Annotated in this window: 14 protein-coding genes; 7 read left to right on the forward strand and 7 right to left on the reverse strand. The window is 73.6% G+C overall.

Annotated elements, in window-relative coordinates; all coding sequences use genetic code 11:
- Positions 1 to 58 precede the first annotated feature (58 nt).
- The 7 genes from WMF44_RS02925 to WMF44_RS02955 all read right to left on the reverse strand — a co-directional run bounded on the left by WMF44_RS02925 (position 59) and on the right by WMF44_RS02955 (position 11,245).
- Entirely contained in the window at positions 59 to 1,396 is a 1,338-nt protein-coding gene (locus WMF44_RS02925; protein WP_437297586.1) for a metallophosphoesterase, read from the reverse strand.
- Between the two features lie 58 nt (positions 1,397 to 1,454).
- Positions 1,455 to 3,572: an alpha/beta hydrolase gene (locus tag WMF44_RS02930; RefSeq protein ID WP_437297587.1), complete on the reverse strand. Its 2,118-nt coding sequence runs from the start codon at positions 3,570 to 3,572 to the stop codon at positions 1,455 to 1,457.
- A 42-nt stretch (positions 3,573 to 3,614) separates the two neighbouring features.
- Complete coding sequence (locus WMF44_RS02935) at positions 3,615 to 4,661, reverse strand: hypothetical protein (protein ID WP_437297588.1); 1,047 nt, start codon at positions 4,659 to 4,661, stop codon at positions 3,615 to 3,617.
- Positions 4,654 to 5,883, reverse strand: a complete 1,230-nt coding sequence (gene tyrS / locus WMF44_RS02940) for a tyrosine--tRNA ligase (RefSeq protein WP_437297589.1) — start codon at positions 5,881 to 5,883, stop codon at positions 4,654 to 4,656. Before tyrS ends, WMF44_RS02935 begins: the two co-directional genes overlap by 8 nt.
- A 154-nt stretch (positions 5,884 to 6,037) precedes the next feature.
- On the reverse strand, positions 6,038 to 6,382 hold the full coding sequence (locus WMF44_RS02945; RefSeq protein ID WP_437297590.1) for an HU family DNA-binding protein: 345 nt from the start codon (positions 6,380 to 6,382) through the stop codon (positions 6,038 to 6,040).
- Positions 6,383 to 6,516: 134 nt separating this feature from the next.
- The gene (locus tag WMF44_RS02950; RefSeq protein ID WP_437297591.1) at positions 6,517 to 8,940 is read right to left on the reverse strand and encodes a hypothetical protein; all 2,424 of its coding nucleotides are present in this window, start codon (positions 8,938 to 8,940) and stop codon (positions 6,517 to 6,519) included.
- A 1-nt stretch (position 8,941) separates the two neighbouring features.
- Positions 8,942 to 11,245, reverse strand: coding sequence for a hypothetical protein (locus tag WMF44_RS02955; RefSeq protein ID WP_437297592.1), 2,304 nt, complete (start codon positions 11,243 to 11,245; stop codon positions 8,942 to 8,944).
- A gap of 589 nt (positions 11,246 to 11,834) precedes the next feature.
- On the opposite strand from WMF44_RS02955, the gene WMF44_RS02960 reads away from it, so the two are divergent.
- From WMF44_RS02960 to WMF44_RS02990, 7 genes are all read left to right on the forward strand, one after another.
- Complete coding sequence (locus WMF44_RS02960; RefSeq protein WP_437297593.1) at positions 11,835 to 14,252, forward strand: thioredoxin domain-containing protein; 2,418 nt, start codon at positions 11,835 to 11,837, stop codon at positions 14,250 to 14,252.
- Between the two features lie 486 nt (positions 14,253 to 14,738).
- Positions 14,739 to 16,592, forward strand: coding sequence for a GAF domain-containing protein (locus WMF44_RS02965; RefSeq protein ID WP_437297594.1), 1,854 nt, complete (start codon positions 14,739 to 14,741; stop codon positions 16,590 to 16,592).
- A 12-nt stretch (positions 16,593 to 16,604) separates the two neighbouring features.
- Positions 16,605 to 18,296 carry a sensor histidine kinase gene (locus tag WMF44_RS02970; protein WP_437297595.1) on the forward strand — a complete coding sequence of 564 codons (1,692 nt, stop codon included), beginning with the start codon at positions 16,605 to 16,607 and terminating at the stop codon, positions 18,294 to 18,296.
- On the forward strand, positions 18,293 to 19,219 hold the full coding sequence (locus WMF44_RS02975) for a TIGR02757 family protein (RefSeq protein WP_437297596.1): 927 nt from the start codon (positions 18,293 to 18,295) through the stop codon (positions 19,217 to 19,219). Before WMF44_RS02970 ends, WMF44_RS02975 begins: the two co-directional genes overlap by 4 nt.
- Positions 19,220 to 19,908: 689 nt before the next feature.
- Entirely contained in the window at positions 19,909 to 20,034 is a 126-nt protein-coding gene (locus WMF44_RS02980) for a hypothetical protein (protein WP_437297597.1), read from the forward strand.
- A gap of 4 nt (positions 20,035 to 20,038) precedes the next feature.
- A complete protein-coding gene (locus tag WMF44_RS02985; RefSeq protein ID WP_437297598.1) occupies positions 20,039 to 21,238 on the forward strand; it encodes an alpha/beta fold hydrolase in 1,200 nt (399 codons plus the stop codon).
- 134 nt (positions 21,239 to 21,372) lie between these two features.
- Positions 21,373 to 24,273: an MXAN_6577-like cysteine-rich protein gene (locus WMF44_RS02990; RefSeq protein ID WP_437297599.1), complete on the forward strand. Its 2,901-nt coding sequence runs from the start codon at positions 21,373 to 21,375 to the stop codon at positions 24,271 to 24,273.
- The last annotated feature ends 138 nt before the right edge of the window (positions 24,274 to 24,411 follow it).

A 24,411-nucleotide genomic window follows, 5' to 3' on the forward strand; every position in this document is an offset into this window, starting at 1 on the left:
ACGCGTCCACCGGTCGAGAGATCCACGGGCGCAAGGGGGTGGGACCCTTCCTGGGACGTCAGGCGGGCACGAGCTCGACGAGCGTGATCTCCGGTGGACAGTTGATGCGGACCGGCAGCCAGCCCCCGGCGCCGGCGTTGACGTGGAGGCGGCGGCCCCGGTGCTCGTAATGCCCGTTGTGGTAGAGCCCGGCGGGCAACATCGGCGTGAGCGCGTAATCGCCGATCCGGCCGAGCGAGATCTGCCCGCCGTGCGTGTGACCGGACAGCATCAGATCGAACGGCAGCTCGCGCGCGGTCCGGAACGTGCCCGGGTGGTGGCTGAGGAGGACGCGCGGCGCGCCGTCGTCCCGCATCTGGCCGAGCGCTCGATCGAGCCCGTCGCGCGTCGGGCGCCGGGCGGGCTCTCCTGGGCGCGCGCGGCTCGGGTAGTCGATGGCGCCCATCCACAGGTGATCGCCGCCGAGGCGGACCTCCCGCGCCTCGTCGACGAGCACCTGGGCGCCCGCTTCCTCGAGGCCCTTCACGATCGTCCCCACGCTGGCCGACCGGGCGGCGATGTACTCGTGGTTGCCCATGCAGAAGAAGAGCTGCCCCCGGGCGGGGCGCAGGCCCCGGAGCAGCCGCGCGGACAGCTCGAGCTGCGCGACGTGGTGATCGAGCAGATCGCCGGTGACGACGTGGATGTCCGCGCGGATCGCGTTCATGGCGTCGCGGAGCTCGTCGAGCCGCTCCGCGTCCATGTAGCTGCCGACGTGCACGTCGCTGAGCTGCGCGATGGTGACGCCGTGCAGGCTCGTCAGCTCGCGGCGCACCGGCAGCGCGAGCCTCACGACGGCCGGACGCTGTCGCGACGCGAGCACGCCGCCCATCGACACCGCGACAGCCGCCGCGGGCAGCGCCCACGTCGCGCCGACGACGAGCCGGCGGCGGCGCTCGTCGACGGCCTCTGGCCGGGCCTCGACCTCCGCAGGCGCGCGGATGTCCTGAGCGGCTGGATCGGCCTGAGCGCCGGCGCTGGCCTGCGCGTTCGTCGCAGGCTGGACGTCCGTTGAAGGCCCGGCGTTCCGGGGCGGCTGGAGCCGGCGGAGCGCCCGGACGGCCGCGCTCGCGAGCGTGACGAGCCCGAGGAGCAACCCGTAGAGGAGCAGGCCCACCTGCGCGCCCATGGCGATCAGCGCCAGCGGCTCCGGCGCGTGGCGCTGGAGCGCGCGCAGCCCCGAGAAGCTCGCCGCGGCCATGAGCAGCGCCGGCAGCGCGGCCAGCAGCAGGCCCGCGGCGCAGAGGCGGCTGATCAGCGCCCCATGCCGAGGGAACGCCGCGCGCAGCCGCCGCCAGAGGATCAGGCCGAGGAGGCCGTTGACGAGCGTGACGACGAGGCCGCCGAGCTGGTACACGCGACGGAAAGTAGCATCGCGTCGATCGCGCGTCCGGCCGCGGCCCCGCCGGCTGCGCCTAGGAGCCAGCCGCTCCGTCAGGCACCTCGGCGCTGACCGGGATCTCACGTGCCTCGAGCCCCTCGAGCGACGCCTTGCCCGAGAGCGCGTCGAGGTCGCCGCGCGCGTCCCGGAGGTAGCCATTGAAGAACGCGGCGAGGTAGCCCATCGCGATCGCCTGCTGCTCGCGCCGCGAGAGCCCGGCGTGGCCGTCGAGCGGCTCGGCGAGGCCGAGCGACGTCGTGTAGCCGAAGTGGTTCGCGCCGGGCAGGGTCACGAGGTGCTTCGGAGCGCGCGCGCGGTCGTAGAGCGCCGCCGGGACCGCGGCGGCGATGGGGTCCGCGGTGCCGCGGACGACGAGCGCCGGCCGAGGCGCGAGCGCGTCGATGGGCAGCGCGCGCTCGGGGGCGCCCGCCGGCGCGAGGAGCGCGAGGGCGCGGACGTCGAACGGGCAAGCGGCGTCGAGCGCGAGCGCGAGCGCCGCCTGCGCGCCGAGCCCGTGGCCGAGCAGGCCCACCCGAGCGAAGTCGGCCAGGAGCGGGCCCCGGGAGCCGGCGCGGAGGTGCGTGAGCGCGTCCCGGAGCACCGCGGCGCGGCGCAGCGGCGCGTCGTCGGGCGTGAGCCACGAGAGATCGGGCGCGACGACGACGAAGCCCCAGCGCGCGAGATGCGCCATCACGCCGGCGAGCTGGCGGTAGTCCTGGGCAAGACCCGCGGGCGACCCGACGGTGGCCGCGCTCGTGGCGAGGCGCCGCTCGTGGGCGATCGCGATGACCGGGAACGGGCCTCCCGACGAGAGCGGCGCCTCCTCGCCGTCCGCGGACGCAGGGTAGTAGAGCAGCGCGGCGCTCCGCGCGGGGCACCGGTAAATCGCGCCCTGGAACGGCCACGTGTCGGGGTAGCAGGCGTCCGCCGACAGCGAGAGCGCGCCGATGCGCCGGAACCCCGCCCGGTGCGGCCCGGCGCGCAGCCGCGGCGAAGCGCCGGTGGGGAGCGGCGCAGGCGGAGGCGAGCTCATCGAGGGGGGCGGGCGAGAGGCCGTCGCTGCAGGCGGGCGAGAGGTCGTCGCCGCGGGCGGGCGATTCGTCGTGGCGGCGGGTGGGCGAGAGGTCGTCGCTGCAGGCGGTCGATTCGTCGTCGTGGCAGGCGGAGGGAGCGTCGCCGGAGAGGGGACATCCGCCGGGGAAGGCGACGCGTTGCCGACGATCGCGCGCTGCGACCAGAGCGCGCCGTCGCGCGTCGCGTGGACGAGCCGCCCTTCGGCGCGCACGGCGAGCTCGATTCGCCCGAGCGGCCAGCTCTCGATCACCGATACCGCCTCGCACCGGCCCAGATCGGTGGCGAACACCGTCGGACCGCGGAAGCGCGCCCCGCGGGCGCCGTCGTCGCGGCTCCACCGCGCGAGCCCCACGCGCGCGAGCGGCGAGAACAGCTCGAGCGTCCCGGGTCCGCCGATCGTGCTCCGGACGAGCGCCGGTGCCCCGCGGACCCCGGAGACCACCTCCTCCGGGCCGTGCCACGCAGCCCCGGACCCGGGAGAGCGCCGGAACATCACCAGGCGATCGCCGATGCGCGCGACGACCTCGAGGTCGCCGGGCGCGTCGGGTCCGTGCGGCGCGCCGGCCACGCGCTGGATCATCGCGACCGCCTCGAATCGACCGAGCCCCTCGCCGAAGATCACCGGGCCGCGCCAGCCGAGCTCCGCGGTGTCGTTGTCGCGGTGGTAGTGCGCGATCCCGCCGCGCGCGTGGGGCACCACGAGCTCGAAGTTGCCTTTGCCCCCGAAGCCGCCCTGGATCAGCGCGGGGTCGCCGGCCGCGCCCTCCGCGAAGAAGCGCGGCTCGCTCCACGACGGCTCGCTCGAGGGCGCGCACCAGAACGCGGCCAGCCGATCCCCGATGCGCGCCACCGCCTCGAGGTGGCCTGGATCGCCGAAGTTGCTCTGGATGAGCGACACCGCCTCGACCGGGCCGAGGCCGCTGGCGAACGTCGCCACGTGACGCCACGGCCCGGAGGCCTCCTCGCGGCGGTGGTGCTCGACGCCGAACGGCGTGTCGCCGAACGGCGCGGGCAAGACGAGCTCGAGCGTGCCGCGGGAGGCGCATTGCAGGAAGAAGCCGCTGGTCGTGGTGGGCATGGCGCTGACGGCGTCCAATTTAGCGGCGAGCCGCCGCCGCGCCTACCGCAGCATCTCGGCGAGCCGCTCGCCGGTCGCCGCCGCGAGCCCCCGGGCGAGCGCCCGCGGGTTCAGCTCGACCGCGACGGCCACCGCGTCCGGCGCGTGGGTGGCGAGCGGCGGCTCGACCGGCGCGTCCAGCCCGAGCAGGTGGCCGAACGAGCCGCCCGCCAGCTCGTTCCAGGCCGCGAGCAGCTCCTCCGAGGCGGCCTCCCCGCTCGTCGAGAAGTCGCCCGCCACCGCGATCGCGAGCGCGATCCCCTCGCGGGCGCTCGGCCTCGCGGCCGCTCCCACCGCGGTCGCCGCCGCGAGCAGCCCCCGCGCGCCGCGGGCGAGCTCCCCGTCGAACGGCCCCGGCGCGAACGCGCGCACGGGCGCCGGGCCGAGGCGGGCCTCGAGCGCGCGCAGCGGGCCGCCCGAGAGCGCCGCGGGCGAGCGCTTGAGGCGCCCGAGCGCGTACAGCGACGCGACGCGCGCCGGCCCGCGCAGCGGGCTGCCGCCGTCCTGCACGCAGGCCACGTCCTCGCCGAGCAGCACCAGCGCGTGCGGCTTCGTGCCGATGTCGCCCGTCACGCGCACGACGTCCGGGCGATCGAGCGCGCGCCGCTCCTTGCCCGTGAGCCGCCGCCGGAAGAGGCGCTCGATGGCGCGCGGATCACCGCTGTGGCGCGCCACGTAGAGCGTGGCGCCGCCCGCCGGCCCCGCGCCCGCGTACGACGCGATCGCGGCCTCGCGCACCTGCCGCAGATCGACGCCGGTCGCGCGGGCGTGCCGGGCCAGGTTCTCCTCGGGCGCCACGAGCGCGATCGACGGGATGAGCCACGGCACCGCCGCGACCTCGCGGGGCCGGACGAGGACCAGCCACCTGAGCCCCGCCTGCGGCAGGAGGCGCGTCAGGTCCGCCGTGGCGAGCGGCGGCAACGGCGGGCTCGGCCGTGCGTGCGGCGGCGGCGCGCCGCCGCACGAGGGCAGCGCGAGGCCGAGGGCGCAGCCCAGGACGCCGCCGAGCACGGCGCGCCGGCGAGGCGCTCGCCCGGGCGCGTCAGCCAACGACGAGGTAGGCGAAGCGGCGGTTCTTCGAGCCGACGCGGACCAGGTAGCGCTTCCCACGCTCGAGCTTGAGCTGCTCGTCCTTGACCACCTCGCCGTCGAGGTGCACCGCGCCGCCCTTCACGAGGCGCCGCGCCGCGGAGGTCGACTCGGCGAGCCCCGCCAGCGCCAGCGCGTTGCCGATCGGGATCGTGTCGCGGCCGCTCGCCACCTGGAGCTCCTCGATGTTCTCGGGCAGGCCGCCGGCCGCGACGCTGCGGCGCCGCTCGAGGGCCGCGCGCGCGTCCTCGGCCGAGTGGAAGCGGGTGACGATCTCCTGCGCGAAGAGCTCCTTCACCCCGATGACGCCCTGCTCGCCGCGGAGGACCGCCCCCCGCAGGGCGGCGATCTCCTCGGGCGGGCGCGACGACAGGAGCTCCATGTACCGCCAGATCACGCCGTCATCGACGAGCATCAGCTTCTGCAGCATGTCGAACGGCGGCTCGGTGATGCCGACGTAGTTGTCCGCGCTCTTCGACATCTTGGCGCCGACGACCTTCCCGTCCTCGACGCGCGCGTTCGTGCCCTCGAGGAGCGGCATCGTCATCACCATCTGGGCGCGCTTGCCGTAGCGGGGCATCAGGTCGCGCGCCACGAGCAGGTTGAAGAGCTGATCGGTGCCGCCGAGCTCGATGTCGGCCTCGAGCTCGACCGAGTCGTAGGCCTGGAGCAGCGGGTACATGAACTCGTGCACGTAGATGGGCCGCGCCTCGTCGAAGCGCTTCTTGAAGTCGTCGCGCTCCAGCATGCGGGCGACGGTGTACTTCGCGCAGAGCTCGATCATCTGCGTCGGATCGAGCTTGTTCAGCCACTCGGAGTTGTAGCGGATCTCGGTCCTGTTCTTGTCGAGGACCTTGAACGCCTGCGCCTGGTAGGTCTCCGCCGCGGCGACGACCTCCTCGCGCGAGAGCCGCGGGCGCAGCTCGTTCTTGCCGGTCGGATCGCCGACCATCGCCGTGAAGTCGCCGACCACGAAGACCACGTGGTGCCCGAGCTCCTGGAACTCCCGCATCTTCTGCATCACCACCGTGTGACCGAGGTGGAGATCGGGCCGGGTCGGGTCGAAGCCGGCCTTCACGCGCAGCGGCTTGCCCTCGCGGATCCGCTCCTCGAGCTCGGCTCGGACGTGGAGGTCGACGACACCCTTGCAGAGGATCTGGAGCTGACGTTCGGCGGGGACCATGGGGGCCCGCTTCTACCGCGCGGCGGAACCGCCCGCCAGGGGGGCGACGCGCCCCGGCGCGCGCGAGCGAAGAGGGCGCCGCGAGCGACGTCGTCGCGCCGTCACGTCGTCACCTCGTGCGGCGCGTCACGTCACGGACGCGCCGCGCGCCGCCTCATTCGTCGTCGGTCTCCTCGTCGTCCTCGTCCTCGTCGTCGTCGTCACCCGAGATCGCGTACGCGCGGCTCGCGTTGACGAGCTCCTTGAGCTCCTTGCCGACCTTGAAGAACGGAAGGCGCTTGGCGGGCACGGGCACCGGCTGGCCCGTGCGCGGGTTCCTGCCGCTGTAGGGCTTGTACGGCCTGACCGTGAAGCTGCCGAACCCGCGGATCTCGATGCCTTCGTTGCGCTGGAGCGCCTGCGTCATGGCGTCGAAGACGCAGTTCACCACGAGCTCCGCTCGAGCCTTGGTGAGCTCCCCCCGTCCCGCGATCGCGTCGATGAGCTCGCTTTTCGTCATGGTCCACCTCCCCCACCCGAGCGGACCGCCGCCGGCGCTCGACTTGCCGCTTTCCACCGCAGAGCTCCAGGGGATGCGCCGCTCCAGGAGCCGCACGACAACAGAATCCTATGAAAAGCTCGCATGTTACGGGACTAGCGGTCAACCGAATTCCCGCCCACAACGGAGAGCGCGTCGAGCGCGAAGAGGGCGCCCGTTCCTCCCGTTCCTCCCTGCCCCGTCTCCCCGGTCGCCGCCGCGTCCTCGCGGGCGAGGGCGAGCTCGATGCCGACGGCATCCTCCGGGATCGGGTGCGGCGGGAGCTCGGCGCAGGCGAGCGGCGCGCCGGGGGTGCCCGGCGCGGCAGGCTCGACCCGCCAGACGTGGAGCAGGGCGCCGTCGACGAGGAGGCGCACCTCGCCGGCGCCGTCGCCCGAGAGCGCCACGCGCGGGCTGATCCGGGCGCCGCGGAGCCAGGGGGCGGGCAGGCCGACCCGGACGACGGCCTCGCCGCGCCCCGCCGCGTGCACCGCGAGCAGGCGCCCGCCCGACGCGCACGTGCCGCCGGCGTGCTCGGGCAGCGCGAAGGCGCCGCGCTGATCGCGGGGCGGCCACAGCGACTCGCCCTCGATGCGGGCCTCGCCGGGCGGCTCGGCGTCGAAGGCGAGCGGCGTGATCGAGACCGAGGCGAGGCCGCCTCCGTCCGGGATCGCGAAGCGGTAGCGGTACGCGGGGGGGCGACCGCGGGCCTCCCACGCCATGCGGTCGATCGCGTCGCCCCGGTAGCGCAGCACCGCGACGTCCTCCGGGGCGGGATCGAAGCCGAGGTTGAAGCCGTGATCGGTGTCGACGAACACGAGGCCGCGCGAGACGCCCGCGCGCGCGACGGCTCCGGGGTCGAACATGGGCAGGCCGCCCTCGCGATCGCGGAGCGCTGCGTGCTCGAAGCCCGCGCGGAAGGCGAAGCCGGCGAGCGGGAGCGCCGCCGCGAGGAGCGCCGCCGGGAGGAGCGCCGCCGGGAGGGGCGCTGCCGGGAGGGGCGCGCCACGCCGGCGCGCGGGGCCGCCCTCCGCGTGCGCCGCCGTCGCCGCGCGCTCGGCGAGCGCGAGGGCGGCCATGGCGGCGAGGACGTGCTCCACCGGCAGCACGTCGGCGAAGAAGCGCGCGCCGCCTCCCGGGTAGTTGCCGTCGAAATAGAAGGGGGCGTAAGCGGCGACCTGGAGGAGCGGGGCGATCGCGAGGGCGCGCGAGCGCGGCCGCCGCCAGGCGATCACGGCGCCGGCGAGCACGAGCAGCGCGAGCGGCTCGGCGTTGAGCGCGTCCACGAGGTGGAGCTTCAGGCGGCGCAGCGTCGTGCCGGCGGCCGCCAGGAAGCCGTATCCTTCCGCGAGGTTGTGACGGACGAAGTCGCCGTGCTCGCCGAGGCAGCCGACGCCGGCGCCGAAGCCGTAGCGGAAGCAGCCGGGCGGGCCGTCCGAGACCGCGTAGTACGCGGCCTGCGACGAGGCGAAGGCGCCCGTCGCGGCGCGCTGGTGGGCAGCGAGCAACGCGAGGCCGGGGAGGGCGCCGATCGCCATCGCCGCGGCGAGCCGCGCGAGCCGCGGCGAGGGGCGCGGCGGCGGATCGCCCTCGCGCGGGCCGGCCGGCGCGCTCCCCGGCGCGATCGCCGGCAGGATCACGAAGGGCAGCGTCGCGGCGAGCGCGAGCGCGCTCGGCGGGCGCGTCGCCGCGAGCCAGCCGGCGGCGAGCCCGGCGAGCGCGGCGGCGCGGACCGCCGGATCGAGGGGCCCCGTCGCGGAGCCCGCCGATGCGGCGGCGCGGGCCTCGTCGAGCGCGCGCCGCGCCGACGCCAGCGCGACGGTGAAGCAGAGGGCCGCGAGCCCGTGCGACATCGTGTCGGCCGTGTGGTAGCGGAGCGCGGCGCAGAGCGCCGAGAAGAGCGCGGCGACGAGCGGGACGAAGCGGATCGGCGCGGCGCTCCCGGACGGGGCCGGGCCCTCCGGCGCGAACCGCGCGGCCAGGTCGTAGGTGGCGATCGCGAGCGCCGCGGCGAGCGCTGGGCCGACCGCGAGCGGCGCGCCCGCGAGGAAGCCCAGCGCGAGCAGGGCGGGGTAGCCCGGGGGGAAGAGGACCGCGACCTCGGCCGCGCGGTTCGCGCCAGAGGGCCCGGCCAGCGTGTCGCCCATCGCGTCGCTGCGGACGAGGAAGCGACCGAGCACGGAGGCCGCGGGCTCATCGAGCGGCCACGCGAGGTAGCCGGCCGCCATCGCGCGCGCCTCGAGCCAGTAGCTGGTCGCGTCGATGATGCGGGGGCCGCCCCGCAGGTAGACCGCGACGTACGCGGCCGAGAGCAGCGCCGCGACGACCGAGAGGGCCGCGGCGATCGCGGCGCCCAGGGCCGCGCCGGAGCGGGGCGCGGGGTCGCGGCCCGAGCGCGCGGCGCCGCGGCGTGGCGGCGCGGGGCTGGCCCGCGCCGCCGCGGGCGAGCGGCGGAGGAGCCAGGCGCCGGCGAGCAGCGCGGCGAGGGCGAGCGCGAGCGCGATCCATTGCGCGGGGTCGCGGGGCAGGCCGGCGCGCACGTCACTGTCCGGCGAGCGGGCGCGCGCCGGCGCCGCGCGCGGGACGATCGAGGATCCAGACGTGGTGATCGACCCACTCCCCGTCGACCGGCGTGAGCGTGAGCGTGAACGTCTCGGGCAGGCCCTCGGGGAGGTCGAGCGAGGCCTCGGTCCAGCCGTCGCCCCTCTTGAGCGCGAGGTGGCCGATCTCCCGGCCGTCCGCCGTCGCGCGGATCGTGGCGGCGCGGGGCGCGGCGGTGCGGACCACGAGCCTGCCCTGGCCCTCGCGGGGGGCGCGCAGGCGGGCCGCCTCGCTCCTGCCGCCCGGGATGACGCGCCCCGCGTCGAAGCGATCGTGCCCTGATCCGCGCGGATCCGGGAGGACGCTGAAGCCGACGAAGCCGGCCTGGGGCCGCGGGAAGGCGTAGCCGTGCTCCCGCTCGCTCACGAGGTCGGCGACGTCGAGCTCGTCGACGACCCGCTCGTCCTCGCGCATCGACGCGGGCGCCTCGCCGTGCGCGAGCGGGCTCCAGTCGGCCTGGTAGATGACCTTCTCCGCGCCGCCGCAGATCACGTTGCCGACGACGGGGATCGCGGCGATGCGCCTGCCGAAGATGGCCGGGAGGTCGCCCCACCAGCCCGGGTAGATGGCCAGCGTGTCGGGGCGGTCGTCGGCGGGGATGCGCTCGATGAGCTCCAGCGAGGCGCCCAGGCCGTGGACGCCCGCGCGCGCGAACGGGAGATCGTGGTAGCCGCCGAGCCCGATGATGTCGAGGCCGGGCCGGTCCGACGCGTAGAGGAGCGCGCCCGCGTCGCCGACGAGGACGCGGCGCACGTCGAGCTGGCCGAGGAGCTTGCCGGCGACGAGGTGCTGATCGCGGATGTTGCGGCTGGCGCGGCCGAAGAACCAGATCTGGTCGCGCATCCTGGGCAGCTGGTGGGCCCAGAAGAGCGCGGCAACGGCGAGAGCGAGCGCGACGCGCGCGCACCAGAGGCCGCGCGAAAGGGCGCCGCCGCGGGCCGCGGCCGCGATGCCGCTGAGGGCCCCAAGCCGCGCTCCGATCCCGGCCAGGGCGCTCTCTGGCCGCTCCTGGCGGCGCTCGCCGCTGCTGGCCCATGCGGCGCGCGCGACGAGCAGCGCGAGCCCCATCGCCGCGAGCACCAGCAGCCAGGCGACCGCGGGCATGGTGTAGCGCTCGTTCTGCCAGCGGACCTGACCGTTCAGGGCCACCAGGGCGAGCCAGCCGACGACCTGGACCCAGAGCAGCGCCGCGACCCCGCGGGTCCTGCGCGAGGCGAGGGGGATGAGCGCGAGGGCGGGCACGAGCCAGCCCCAGGGGAGGGCGTCCGAGAAGTGGTGGTTGGTGTTGCGGGCGACGACGTACGTCGCGAGGAACTCGTAGGTGTTCCACTTCTCGGAGGACGTCATGTACGGGTTGTTCAGCGCCAGCTTGGCGATCGCGCCGCTCGCCGCCCATTCGCCGGTGAACACGCGGTTGGCGACCGCCTGGGCGAGGCACGCCAGCGCGCCGGGCACCGACGTCCGGAGCAGGGTCGCGATCGCCGCGCGCGCGCCGTGGGCCCGCTTCACGGCGATGGCCGCGTACACGCTCAGCGCCGCCACGCAGACGACCGACTCCGGCCGGGTGGCGTAAAGGAGCGCGCCGGCGAGGCCGGCGGCCCAGCCGAGGTGGGCGAGGCGCTTCGGCGGCGCCGCGGCGCGCGCGTCATCGGCCGTCCGCGTCGTCCGCGCCGTCCGCGTCGTTTGCGCCGTCCGCGTCGTTTGTGCCGTCGGCTCGCGCGGCGCGCCGGCCGCGCGGGCGACCGAGAGCGCGGCGAGGGTGGCGAGCGCCCAGACGCCGAGGTGGAAGGCGTTCTCCATCCCGCTGAACAGCGACCAGTCGAGCGCGCCGATGGAGAGCGCCACGGGCGGCAGGAGGTACTTCGCCCAGCGCCCGACGGGCTCGAGGAGCCGCGCGCCGACGAGCAGGAAGCCGAGCGTCGAGGTGCACGCGACGATCGCCGCCCACTGCATCAGCAGGACGCCGCGGAAGCCGACGAGATAGCCGAGGGCGAGGACGAACGGGTAGCTCAGGCTCGTGTTCCCGCTCGAGAATCCGTTGCCCTCGGACCACTCGAACGGGTACCCGCGCGCGGTGGCGCGGGCGTAATCGAAGTGGATGAAGACGTCGTCGAGCGGCGCCGACCACATGCCGCCCGTCTGCTGGTGCATCGCGCTGTAGAACGCGACGGCGGCGTAGAGGACGCATGCGCCGGCGTAGGCGGCGAACAGGACCGGATCGACGCGCGGCCAGGCCGCGACCACGCGATCGAGCCAGCCGGGTCGCGCCGCCGGGCCGGCGCCCCGGGAGGCCGCGGTCTCGGTTCCGTCCGTTCCGTCGGGGGAGGCGCTGCTCGGCCGGGGCGCTGCGCTTCCGGGCGGCGAGGAGGGACCAGGGTCGGCGCTGGACGGTGACACGCGGCTCTTTTACACGACTTTCACGCAGCCTGACCCGAGGAGCCCGCCCGCGAAGGCTGAGGCCGCCAGCTCTGCCCAGCACGTTTGCAAGCGGCTGCTTCAGGATTGAAATGGGAAAGTCTTTTTACTAGCGAAAGTCCCCGAACTCCGAAGGGAATCCCTTGGCCCGCATCCTGCTCAAGGAGCAGTGCAGAGCGCCCGTGACGGTCTCCCCCCCCGCCGTCGAGCGGGCGCTCTTTTTTTTCTCCGTTGCCTCGCTGGTCGGATGGCTGGTCGACGGCTCTGCGGGTGTCCCTTGGCAGGCGCTCGCCGTCGGTGCGAGCCGGTGCTCCCGTCGTGCGCCCGTCTGCAGCGATGGCGCACCGCGGCCCGGGCGACCTGAGCTCTGGCCGTCCGTGTAGGATCCGTCCACGGACCGCGACACTCGAGGGGGCTCATGCCTGCGCTACCGCCGTTTTCCCGTCTGTTCTTGCCGCTGTTCCTCTGGTGCTTTCTCGCTGCCTGCGCGTCGGGCGCGGTGACCCCGTCTGCGGTCGAGCGGACGAAGACGGTGGTCCTCCCCGCTCCCGCGCCGACCGTCGCTGTAGCGGCGGAGCCGGAGCCGGAGCCGGGCACCGCGGTGCCCGTCACCCGCGCCGATCCGTGGTGGGGCGAGCCGCTCGCGCCGGTCACCCTCGTGGTGTGGGGCGACTTCGAGTGCCCCTTCACCTCCAGGTACATGGCGACGCTGGAGCAGCTGAAGCAGGCCTACGGCCCCGATCGGCTGCGCATCGTCTGGAGGCACTTCCCGCTCGCGTTCCACAAGAACGCGCGCCCGGCGCACCTGGCGGCCGAGACGGTGTTCCGGCTCGGCGGGGCCGAGGCGTTCTGGAAGTTCCATCGGCTCGCCTTCGCCAACCAGCGCGCGCTCACGCCGGAGTCGTTCGAGGCGTGGGCCGCCGAGTCGGGCGTCGATCGGGCGGCGTTCCGCGCGGCCTTCGACGGGCAGCGGCACGCGCCGAAGATCGACCGGGACCTCGAGGCCGGCCAGGCCACGGGCGTCAGGGGTACCCCGGCGACCTTCGTGAACGGGGTGCTCGTCAGCGGGGCGCGGCCCATCGAGGACTTCCGGATCCTCGTCGACGAGCAGCTCCGGGCCGCCGAGGATCTCCGGCGATCCGGCGTCCCGCAGGAGCGCGTCTACGCGGCCCTGTCCGAGCAGAACAAGGCGCGCGCTCCGGCCCCGAAGCCGCCCACGGCCCCGGCCCCCGAGGACACGACCGTGTGGAAGGTGCCTGTCGACGGATCGCCGATCCGGGGCAACCCGGGCGCTCCGGTCACGCTGGTCATGTTCTCGGACTTCGAGTGTCCGTTCTGCCGCAAGGTCGGCCCGACCGTCGACAGCCTCGAAAAGAAGTACGGCGCTCAGCTGCGCGTCGTCTTCAAGCACAACCCGCTCCCCTCCCACAAGCGGGCCGAGCCCGCCGCGGAGCTCGCGCTGGAGGCCAAGGCGCAGAAGGGCGACGCGGCGTTCTGGAAGGCGTACGAGCTCTTGAAGACCGGGGGCCTCGAGGACGCGGACCTCGCGGCGCACGCGAAGTCCCTGGGCCTCGACGTGGCCCGCGCGCAGAGGGCCATCGCCGCGCGGCGCCACGCGGCGCGCATCGAGCGCGATCAGGGCCTCGCCGACGAGCTCCAGGCGAAGGGGGTTCCCCATTTCTTCATCAACGGCAGGCGGCTCGCCGGCGCCCAGCCGGCCGAGAAGTTCGAGGCGCTCATCGACGAGCAGATCGCGCTCGCCGCGAAGCTCGTGGCCGCGGGCACGCCGCCGGCGAAGGTCTACGACGCGCTTCAGAAGGACGCGAGGGCCGGCAACGCGCCCGAGCGGATCCTCGCCCCCGCGCCGACCAGGGACAACCCCGGCAAGGGCGCGAAGCCTGGCGCGAAGGTGACGATCCAGATGTTCGCCGACTTCCAGTGCCCGTTCTGCAAGCGCGTCCAGCCCACGATCGACGAGATCATCGCCGCCTATCCGGGCAAGGTCCGCGTCGTCTTCAGGCACCTGCCGCTCCCCTTCCACACGCGGGCGCCCCTCGCCGCCGAGGCGTCGATGGAGGCGTTCCGGCAGAAGGGCGAGGCCGGCTTCTGGGCGATGGCGCAGCGGCTGTGGGAGGACCCGTCCGAGAGCGGGCTCGGCCGGGAGGCGCTCGAGCGCCACGCGGCCGCGATCGGCCTCGACGTGGCGAAGTTCGGCGCTGCGCTCGACTCGGGGGCGCACCGCGCGGCGGTCGAGGCGGACCGGAAGCTCGCCGAGCGCTTGCACATCACCGGCACGCCGTCCTTCGCCATCAACGACTATTTTCTCGGCGGGGCGCAGTCGATCACGCACTTCAAGCGGCTCGTCGACAAGGCGCTCGGCCCGCACGATCCCCCCACGAAGGAGTCGCTTCACGGCGCGGGCAAGCCCGCGGCCCAGCCGGGCGTAGCGCAGCTGGCGCCGGCCCAGCCGGGCGCTGCGCAGCCGGGGGCGACCCAGCCCCCTGCGACGGCCGGCCAGATGGGGGCGAAGCACCTCCTCATCATGTATGCGGGGTCACGGCGGGCCCCGGCGCGCGTCGTTCGCACGCGGGACGAGGCGCGCGCGCTCGCCGAGCAGGTGCTCAAGAGAGCGCAGCAGGGGGCGAAGTTCGAGGAGCTCGCGGCCCAGTACAGCGACGAGCCGGGGGCGGCGGCGCGCGGGGGCGATCTCGGCACCTTCTCGAAGGGGAGGATGGTGCCCGAGTTCGAGCAGGCGGTGGAGAAGGTCGCTGTCGGCGCGCTGAGCGGGGTCGTGGAGACGCCGTTCGGCTTCCACATCATCCTGCGGACGCGATAGCGAGCGTGGGCGGACCCCTTGCAGGGGTCGAGCTGCGCACGAAGCGAACTGCAGAGTCGAGCATCACGGATCGTCCCCCGGGCTGGATCGGATGTACGCCGGGTATCCCGCTCGCGCACAGGACGGCGGATCGCCTGGAGGCGAGCGACGCCGGGTGGCCCCATTCACCGCGCGCTCCATGGCGCGCGCGGCTCGACAGCGGGTGGCCTCCTGCCCCCCGCGGGGATACCCCGCGGCCGTTCAGTGGGCGAACGGGTTCGTCCGCGGCGACCCGCGGCGCGGGCGGCGTGATTTCAGGACAGACCCGATTCTTCTTGCCGGTCCCGGTTGAGAAGATTTCGCGCCATCCTCCAAAGGCGTCCGCGCGCCCTCTGCGCGCTCCCGTGCGGCCTGCGCGTTGACCCCTCTCGCGCGCGTCGAGTAGAACGATCTTCGCGCCAGAGCGCGCCGCCCAGTCAGCGCCAGCGCGGATTGGAACCGCAAACGATGCGTTGGTTCGTCGAGATCTCGTCGTTAGGCCAGAACGCTCCGCCGAGCAGGAAGGTGTGCGTCGAGGCCCCGCAGTGGCAGCCCGCGCTGCAGAAGGCCCGGGCGCTCCGCGGCGATGGGGGCCCGCTCAACAATTTCTCGGTGGATCTGCTGGAGAGCGGCTACCGAGCGATCGATCCGGCGACGCGCGTGCGGTACGTCGTGCAGCGCGCCCCGGACGACGCGGCGCTGACGGACGGGACCGACGCGCCGGCGGGCGCCTCCCCGGCCGGGGCGGCTTCTCCAAAGCCGGCCGAGCCTGCGGGGAGTGTCACACGGAAGCGCCCGATCGCGCCCACGGTCCCGTTCATCTCGATGGGGACCGCGCTCCTCGTCTCGGAGCCAGCGGGCGCCCAGGCGCAACCGGCGAAAGGCGGGGCGGCCGCGCCGGAGCGGGATGCGCCGCCGGAGCGAGGCGCCGAGCCGGAGCAAAGCGCCGAGCCGGAGCGAGCGCCCGCGGAGCTGCCGCCGTATCAGCTCATCTCGCAGCGCGAGGAGAACCCGTCCGAGCGCTCGCCGCTCACGTACCGAGAGCTCGTCTATGCGGTCGCGACCGGCACCCCGCGCGATCTCGTCAGCGCGCTGCTGATCGATCGGCTCGAGCGCGCACGGCAGCGCATCGACGACGCGCGACCGGGCAAGTTCATCCATATCGCCGTGTTCGATCACGTCTTCGAGGGCCGGCCTCAGCGCAGCCCGCTCGCGACCCTCGCCTGGAAAGACTGGCGCTCGGCCGAACCCGAGATCCAGTTCCGCCCGCGCACCGGCGGCACCGCACCGCCGCCAGCCATGCCGCCTGCGGACGTGGCGCCGCCGGTTGCGGCGTTACCGGCGGATGGTCCGCCGCCGGCCGCCGCGCCGCCTGCGGACGTAGCGCCGCCGGCAGACGCCGCGCCGCCTGCGGACGTGGCGCCGCCGGCAGACGCCGCGCCGCCTGCGGACGTGGCGCCGCCTGCGGACGCCGCGCCGCCTGCGGACGCCGCGCCGCCTGCGGACGCCGCGCCGCCTGTGGACGCCGCGCCGCCGGCTGCCGCGCCGCCTGCGGACGCCGCGCCGCCTGCGGACGTGCCACCGCCGGCCGCCGCGTATTCTGCGGACCTGCCGCGGCCAGCCCTCACGCCGCCGGCCGACGTGGTGCTGCTCGCCGTGCCGGCCGACCAGCAGGGGGCGCCGCCGCGCCTCCAGCTCGTCCCGGAGCCGTCCGATGTCGCTGCCCCCACGCCGGCGCCGCCGCGGCGGCGCTCCTCCTTCCCTCCGAAGAACGGGCGCCTCTCCGGCGACGACCTCATCGCCGAGCTGTTCGAGGCGTGCAGCGACCTGCACTTCCTCCAGGACACCCTCGCGGGCGCCGACTTCATCCTCGCGCTCACGCTCGACAAGATCCCGTGCGCCCTCGGCCTCGTGTCGCTGTTCGACATCAACCGGCGCGAGTTCGTGGTCGTCCGGCAGTACGGAGGCAAGAGCGCGCTCCTCGCCAGGCTGTCCGAGCGGGCGCCGCTCCCGCTGGCCGCGATGCGGTCGAGGCGCGCCGTCGTGGTGCCCGACGCGGCCAAGGACGAGCGCGCCATGGACGAGCGGTGGAAGGCGATCGGCGTCGAGCTCCGGAGCGTCATCTGCGCGCCCGTCGAGCTCGCGGGCCGCTACCTCGGCCTCCTCGAGATCGGAAACCCGCTCGACGGCAAGCCGTTCTCCGAGAGCGACGGCAACGCGCTCACCTACATCGGCCAGCAGTTCGCCGAGTTCGTCGGGGCGCGCGGCGTGGTCCTCGAGCCCGGCCTCGTGACCGCGGGGGCGAAGAAGGCCGCCCGCTAGCGGAGCCGAGCGATGGACCTCCTCCCCTCCGCTGGGAAGCGCCATCGCGTCCCGTACTTCGCCCTCGTCCCCGCCATCGTCGTCGCCGTGCTCGTGCTCGGCGGGATCGCCCTGCGCACGACGCTGCAGATCGAGAAGGCGCGGCAGCAGACCGTCTTCGACGCGACGCTCACCCTCGCCGACGAGCGCGTCGACCGGCTCGACAAGCTGATCATCGCCCAGGACAACGTCGTCGCCGCGCACGTCGACGTGGCGAACCTCTCGGTCATCGCGCGGCGGTGGCTCCCCACGGCGGCCCGCGAGACGCCGACCGTGCGCGCCATCCTGGTCCTCGACATGGACAACGAGGCGCACGACGTGCTCGCGTTCGCCTCGCGCGGCGCGTCCGGGCGGGAGGACGACGCCTTCCGCAAGCTCCTGCTCGCCCGCCTCCTCCCGCAGATGAACTTCGCCGGCGACACGAACGAGCTGCGCCACCTCCACCACGTCATCGATCAGCAGAGCCTGCTCGTGAGCTACTGGCAGCGCGAGCACGCGGGGCGCAAGTGCCTCATCGTCGCGTGGCACGAGGTGCCGCGCCTGGTCCACGAGGTGATGCCCCGGCTCTTCCGCGACCTCGATCGCGAGAAGAGCCGGATGAACGTCATCGACGAGGAGGGCCGCATCGTGTTCGGCCCGCCCATCATCGGCGGCGAGTTCACCGTCGGGCGCCCCTTCCCGACCACGCTCTACAACTGGCGCCTCCAGATGGCGCTCACAACGGCCGAGGAGCTCGGCGAGAAGGTCGAGCGGCAGCGCCTGATCGAGATCCTGATGGTCGGCTTCTCGGCCCTTGTCGCGCTGGCCGGGCTCGCGATCGTGGTGCTCGCCTCCGTGAACGAGCGGCGGCTCGCGGCGCTGAAGAGCGACTTCGTCGCGAACGTGTCCCACGAGCTCAAGACGCCGCTCTCGCTGGTCCGCATGTTCGGCGAGCTCCTCCTCGGCGGCCGCGTCCCCAACGACGAGAAGCGCCGCCAGTACCTGCAGATCATCGTGAGCGAGAGCGAGCGGCTCACCGCGCTCATCGAGAACGTCCTCGATTTCGCCCGCGTCGAGCGGGGCAAGGCCGCCTACGAGTTCGCGCGCGGCAGCGTCGCCGAGGTGGCGACGCGCGCCGTCGACATGTACCGCTACCGCGCCGAGCGCGAGGAGATGACCGTCGAGCTCACGATCGCCGAGGGGCTGCCCGAGGCGCTCATCGACGCGCGCGCGCTCGAGCTCGCCCTCGTGAACCTGCTCGACAACGCGCTCAAGTACGCGAAGGACGGCGGCCGCGTCGCCGTCGCGGTGGAGGCCGAGGGCGGGGGCGGCGGGCGGCTCGCCGCGCTGACGCGCCAGGCGAGGCAGGTCACCATCCGGGTGAGCGACCGCGGGCCGGGCATCGATCCCGACGAGCAGAAGCACATCTTCGAGCGCTTCGCGCGCGGGCGGCGGGCGAGCGAGCGGCAGGTGCGCGGCAGCGGGATCGGGCTCGCGCTCGTGAAGCACATCGCCGAGAGCCATGGCGGCGCCGTGCGGGTCGAGAGCCCGCTCACCGACGACGGGCGCGGCAGCGCGTTCGTCGTGTCGCTCCCCGCGCTGGAGCACGACCGGGAGGCGCAAGAGCGCGCCGCGAACGCCGAGCCGGTCGTGGCCGATCCGGCGCCGGACGCGGGGTCGCCGTGAGGGCGCGCCGGAGCGGCGAGGCGGCGCCCCGGCCGGGTGACGCCGCGGTCGAGGCGGCGCCCCGGCGGAGGGACGCCGCGCGGGGCGCCGCGGTCAAGGCGGCGCTCGACGGGGTGCGCGCGCGGTGCGCCGTCGAGGAGCGCCGCGCGCGAGACCCGGTCTCCTTCGTCCATCGCTACACGGATCCGGCCGATCAGGAGCTCGTGGCGCTCATCGCCGCGTCGCTCGCCTTCGGCAACGTGAAGGCGCTGCACGCCAAGATCGGCGAGGCGCTCGATCGCCTCGGGCCGGAGATCGCCCTCACCGCCGACGACGCCCGGGCCGTCTCGGCGCGGCTGCGCGGCTTCCGGCACCGGATCTACCGCGATCGCGACCTCGTCGGGCTGATCGTCGGCGCGCGGCGGGTGCAGCGGGCCTCGGGCTCGCTCGGCGCCGCCTTTGCGGCCGAGCTCTCGCGCACCGGCGACCTGCGCCAGGCCCTCGGGGCCTGGGTGCGGGCGATCCGACGCGCCGGCGGCCTCGACCGGCGTCCGGACGACCGCGGAGCCGCGCACATCCTCCCCGATCCCGAGAAGGGCAGCGCCGCCAAGCGGCTCATGCTCCTGCTGCGGTGGATGATCCGCCCTGCGGACGGCGTGGACCTCGGCCTGTGGCCGGTGCCCCCGTCGGCCCTCCTCATCCCGGTCGACACGCACATCGAGAAGCTCGGCTACAACATCGGGCTCACCGATCGCAGGGGCGCCACCTGGAAGACGGCAGAGGAGATCACCGCGGCCCTCCGCGGCTTCGATCCAGCCGACCCGGTCAAGTACGACTTCGCCCTCTGCCACCTCGGCATGCTCCAGCAATGCCCGTCGCGGCGCGATCCGGTCCGCTGCCAGGGATGCGGCGTGAAGCCGGTCTGCCGCCACTGGGACGAATGAACACGCCCGCACGGCATATTTCCGTCCGGAACAGCTACGGCCCCGATCAGATCGAGAACGTGAAGGCCTTCGAATTTGAATCAGATTGCAACTGTGATTTGCAACCGTGCAATGATGGCTGGTTGTGGTTGGTGTAAGTATTTGAAATTCTACCCTGCGTGGGGCGGCACAGAGCCTGCAAAATGACACGCGAGCGCCGTCGCGGAGACCTTCCCCCCCCAGGTCCGCGAGGCGCTTTTTTCATTTTGTCTCCGGCAAGCGCATGAGCGCGGCCGTCCGGCAGGCGGCACGGCAAGAAGAGCGCCGCAACCGAGCCCCCCCGAGCTCTGCTGCGGCGTTCTTCCTGCCGTGCCCCCTTTCCCGGGTGCTTACGGGACCCTTGCCAGCTCTCTCCTCGCCCTCGTGTGTTGCGATCCGCATGCCACGTTCCGGGTTGGTAGATCTGGAACCTTTGTGCACGCCTGTGCTGGAGCTCTCGATCTCGCGCCGCGGTAGGCCTGGGCACATGGTCATGTCCCCGCGAGACGCGAATCCCAGGGAAAACGAGCCGTTGCCAACGTGCGTTTCCGCCAGGGGCAGTCGCCTCGCGCGCTGTCCGGCGCGATGGGGTGGAGTGGCTTCCGGAGCGCTGTGTGACTTTTTCACGCGCTGCGGGAGATGATCGTGAAACGTCCTGTTCCCATGGATTCATGATCATCCAGACGAGCGAGCCGGGTTGCGGCCTCGACGAGCGACGGACCTGTGTTCCGTCCTTCCTGGTGAAGAAGAATGTCGAGGTTGCCTGCATGCGGAAGCAGCACCAGCAGGTAGATTGACCGTATGGTCTGGACATTCGGGGCAACGCTCCTGGTGGCGCTGGCGCTCGCGGTGCTGGCGGCGATCGGGCTGTGGGCGCACCTCCTTTACTGGGTCAAGCGGCTGACGCTGCCGCTCGAGTACAGCGTGGAAGAGGTCCTGCGGACCGAGGATGGCGCGCCGATCGAGCTCCGCCGCGTCCCGCGCCCGGACGGCGCGGAGGCGCAGCCCGACCTGCCGCCGATCCTGCTGGTCCACGGGCTCGCCGCGAACCACAGGAACCAGGACATCCACCCCGATTACTCGCTCGCTCGCCACCTCGCCACGCTCGGACGCGACGTGTGGTTGCTGACGTTGCGCAGCGGCCGCCTCCTCACCCGCGCCGAGCGCCGCAGCGTCCGGTTCTCCGCCATGGTCCGGTACGATCTTCCCTGCGCCATCGAGGCGATCCTGGAGCGCACCGGCGCCCGTTCGCTGGATTATGTCGGCTTCTCCATGGGGGGCATGCTCCTCTATGCGGCGCTCGGCCGGAGCGTCGCCGGCGATCGGGTCCGCCGCGTCGTCATCGTCGGCTCGCCTGGCCGGCTCACCACGCCGGTGCGCCTCATGCGCTTCCTGCCGGGCCGGCTGCTGCCGGGCGTCCCGCTCCGCCTCATGGCGCGCAGCTTCGCGTTCGCCTCGGAGTGGCTGCCGACGCCGATCCATCACGCCGTGGCCAACCCGCGCAACGTGCCTCCCGGCGTCACGCGGCTCGCGCTCGTCAACTGCATCGAAGACATCCCTGCAGCGCTGAACGCCGACTTCGCCGCGTGGATGGCGAGCGACGGGGAGATCCGCGTGGACGGCGAGAGGGTCCTGGACGGCCTCGCCTCGGTCGCGGCCCCGGCCCTGTTCATCGCGGGCAGCGCCGACAGGATAGCCCCCGCCTCGGCGGTGCGCGCGGCGTTCGACGCATGGGGGCGCGATCGCCCGGAGACGCCGAAGCGCTTTCTCGTGCTCGGGCGCGACTTCGGAGCGCGGGAAGATTACGGTCACGGCGATCTGGCCGTCGGCGCCTATACAGGCGTCGAGCTCTTCGAGCCCATCGCTCGTTTCCTCGGCCCCGATCTGCAGGCCGAAGACGCGCCGGGGCCCGAGACGGGCGCTGTGGCGCTGGAGGCCATCCAGGCGCGTCAGCCGACCTCCGACGAGGCCGCTCCGATGCCGGATCTCCCGGCCGCCTGACGCCCGTGGAGCTCGAACGCGCGCGCGTGGACGTGCGGTGATCGACGATTGCAGAGCGAAAGCGAAGAGGCGTATCCTCGGCGCCGGATCTCTCGGAGCCACGCGGTGGCCGGCCTGTCCGCCGAAGGATGTTCATGAGTCACCCCGGATTGCGCGCCAGATTCGAGCCGTCGTCGATGGCGCTCTGGCTGACGGTCGCGGCGCTCGTCGCCCTTGCCGCCCTCGCCGCGTCCTGCGCGGAGGAGTCGGCCGCCGCGCCGTGTGATGACGGCCTCACGCCGTGCGGGGGAGCGTGCTTCGACACGCAGGCCGATCCGGACCACTGCGGCGGTTGCGAGGGCGTCTGCGCGAGCGGGACGCGGTGCGAGGCGGGCGTGTGCGTCGGCGGGGGCGGGGACGGGGGCGGGGCGGGCGGCGAGCCGTGCGCCTCCGGCCTCGTGGCGTGCAGCGGCGGCTGCGTCGACCTCGCCACCGACGCCGCCCATTGCGGGGGCTGCGGCCAGGAATGCGCGGCCGAACAGCGGTGCGAGGGCGGCGCCTGCCGCTGCGCCTCCGGCTTCACCGCGTGCGGCGGCGGCTGCGTGGACGTGAAGAGCGATCGCCTGCATTGCGGGATCTGCGAGGCGCGCTGCCCCGTCCACGAGACGTGCGTGGAGGGGGCGTGTGTCTGCGACGAGGGCTTCGCCGTCTGCGGCGGCAGGTGCGTCGAGCTGGCCGTCGACCCGGCGCATTGCGGCGCGTGCGACGCGGCGTGCGCCCCGGGGCTGTTCTGCCGGGAGGGCGTGTGCGCCTGCGCCGTCGGCGATTACGAGGACATCGGCTCGACGGTCCCTCAGCTCCTGACGGGCACCACGGTCGGCGCGGAGGCTTATCTCCCGCTCGCCTGCATGGGAGTCGGCTCGACCCAGCTCGTCTACAGGTTCACGGCGGAGCAGGCCGGCTGGTACAAGTTCGACACCGCCGGATCGCGCTACGACACCGCCATCGGCGTGCTGGACTTCGACGCCTGCGAGGAGCTCGCGTGCAACGACGATCGCGGGGGAGCCGTGACGGGCAGCGCCTCGGTGGCCCTCGAGGAAGGGCAGAGCGTCCTCCTCGTCATCTCGGGCTTCGACGGCGCGCAAGGCGACTTCTCCCTTCACCTCGACCGGCTGGCGCCGCCGGCGTGCTCGCTCGACACCCTCGCGACGGCGCTCCCGCTGAGCATCACCGGGGACACCTGGGGGCTCGGCGACGCCGTCTCGACGCATTGCGGTTCAATCGACACCTCCGACGCGAGCTACAGCTTCACCGCGCCGCGCGCTGGCGGGTACGTCTTCGACACGTCCGGATCCGCGTTCGATACCGTCCTCGAGCTGCGCAGGGGGTCCTGCTCCGGGACGGTGATCTCTTGCAACGACAACGACGATGCCATGGGAGCCAAGACGTCGCGCCTCGTCGCGAACCTCGCCGAGGGCCAGACGGTCGTCGCGGTCGTCGACGGCGTCGACGGCGGATCCGGGCCATTCACGCTCAACGTCTCCGAGTACGTGCCGCCTCCCTGTCCGGAGCTCACGCTCGACGCCACGTTTCCGCAGACGGTGACCGGCAACACGGCTATCCCGGAGCGCGTGAGCGCCCTCCCGTCGCCCTGCACCAGGGAGAGCGGCCCCGAGGCCGCTTATGCCTTCACCGCGCCGGCGACCGCGCTCTACACCTTCGACACCTTCGGCTCCTCCTTCGACACGGTCCTGCACGTCCACGAGGGGACATGCAGCGGCGAGAGCATCGCGTGCAACGACGACACCTCTGACAGGCACTCGCAGGTGAAGGTGATGCTCAGCGAGGGAGAGACCGTCGCCGTCGTCGTGGACGGCTACGCTCCGGTCGCCTCCGGCGCCTTCAAGCTCAACGTGAGCCAGACCTTCGTCCTCCCGTGCCCGATGATCGATCTCGGCTCGACGGTGCCTCAGACAGTGACGGGGACCACCGCGGATGCGGCCGACGTCCTGCTCCCGAGCTGCGGCGCCGGCGCCGGCGAGGTGACCTACCGCTTCACCGCGCCCGCGGCCGGCACCTACATCGTCGATACGTTCGGATCGAGCCTCGACACCGTCCTCTCCGTCCTCGACGGCAGCTGCTCCGGGGCCGAGCTCGCGTGCAACGACGACGCGCCGGGAAGCGAGCAGTCGCGGCTGACGCTGGAGCTCGCCGAGGGGCAGACGATCGTCCTCCTCGTGGACGGCCGCGCCGCGGGCGCGTCGGGCGATTTCACGCTCAACATTGCGCGGTACTCCGGCGGCGGCACCTGCTCGACGGCGATCGATCTCGGCTCCGTCGTCCCGCAGGTCGTGACAGGGAGCACCGCGGACCGGCCCGAGTCCGTCCGCCCGACCTGCGGCTCCTCGTCGAATGCTCCAGACATGATCTACCGCTTCACCGCGCCGGAGGACGGGCTCTACATCTTCGATACGTTCGGATCGAGCTTCGACACGATACTCCAGATCTTGAAGGCGAGCTGCGCGGGGACGTCGCTCGGGTGCAACGACAACGCGGTCGGTAAGCAGTCGCGCGTCGCCCTCGGCCTGGCCGCAGATCAAAGCGTCCTCGTCGTCGTCGACGGCCTCGGCACGAGCTCGGGCGACTACGTGCTCCAGGTGGACCGGTTCACCGGCCCGGGGACCTGCGCGACGGCGATCCACCTCGGATCGCCGCTGTCGATCACCAGGACCGGCACCACGCGCGGCCAGCCCGACGCGGTGAGGCCGAAATGCGTGTCCGCGGCGTCCGTGTCCTCTCCGGAGACGGTGTTCACCTATACCGCCCCGAGCCGCGGCACCTATGTCATCGACACGATCGGTTCGTCGTTCAACACCGTCCTTCATGTCCACACGCGTGGCTGCGCCGGCATCGAGCTACAATGCAACGACGATCTGACCAGCTCACAAGCGTCGAAGGTACAGATCGATCTCGCCGCCAACCAGACCATCACCGTGGTCGTCGACGGGTACAATGGAGCGTCCGGCGACTTCACGCTGAAGATCGCCAAGCGCTGAGCCCGCGCTGGATGTGCCCTGGAGCCGGCCCGGCGACGGTGTCTGTCGCGTCGAGCCCGCGGCCCGGACCGCGCGCCGCCAGCCGCGCCCCCCCCGCCGGTTGCGGATGCGTCGGCCGCAGGCGTATCCTGGCGCGCG

Source organism: Sorangium sp. So ce426 (assembly GCF_051475585.1).
Taxonomy (GTDB): Bacteria; Myxococcota_A; Polyangia; order Polyangiales; family Polyangiaceae; genus Sorangium; species Sorangium cellulosum_B.

Excerpts from the sequence above, each read along its gene's own strand:
- WMF44_RS02965 (WP_437297594.1), top strand. The coding sequence starts at position 14,739 with ATGCGTTGGTTCGTCGAGATCTCGTCGTTAGGCCAGAACGCTCCGCCG.
- WMF44_RS02970 (WP_437297595.1), top strand. The coding sequence starts at position 16,605 with ATGGACCTCCTCCCCTCCGCTGGGAAGCGCCATCGCGTCCCGTACTTC.
- WMF44_RS02985 (WP_437297598.1), top strand. The coding sequence starts at position 20,039 with ATGGTCTGGACATTCGGGGCAACGCTCCTGGTGGCGCTGGCGCTCGCG.
- WMF44_RS02990 (WP_437297599.1), top strand. The coding sequence starts at position 21,373 with ATGAGTCACCCCGGATTGCGCGCCAGATTCGAGCCGTCGTCGATGGCG.
- WMF44_RS02980 (WP_437297597.1), top strand. The coding sequence starts at position 19,909 with ATGATCATCCAGACGAGCGAGCCGGGTTGCGGCCTCGACGAGCGACGG.
- WMF44_RS02960 (WP_437297593.1), top strand. The coding sequence starts at position 11,835 with ATGCCTGCGCTACCGCCGTTTTCCCGTCTGTTCTTGCCGCTGTTCCTC.
- WMF44_RS02930 (WP_437297587.1), bottom strand. The coding sequence starts at position 3,572 with ATGCCCACCACGACCAGCGGCTTCTTCCTGCAATGCGCCTCCCGCGGC.
- tyrS (WP_437297589.1), bottom strand. The coding sequence starts at position 5,883 with ATGGTCCCCGCCGAACGTCAGCTCCAGATCCTCTGCAAGGGTGTCGTC.
- WMF44_RS02945 (WP_437297590.1), bottom strand. The coding sequence starts at position 6,382 with ATGACGAAAAGCGAGCTCATCGACGCGATCGCGGGACGGGGGGAGCTC.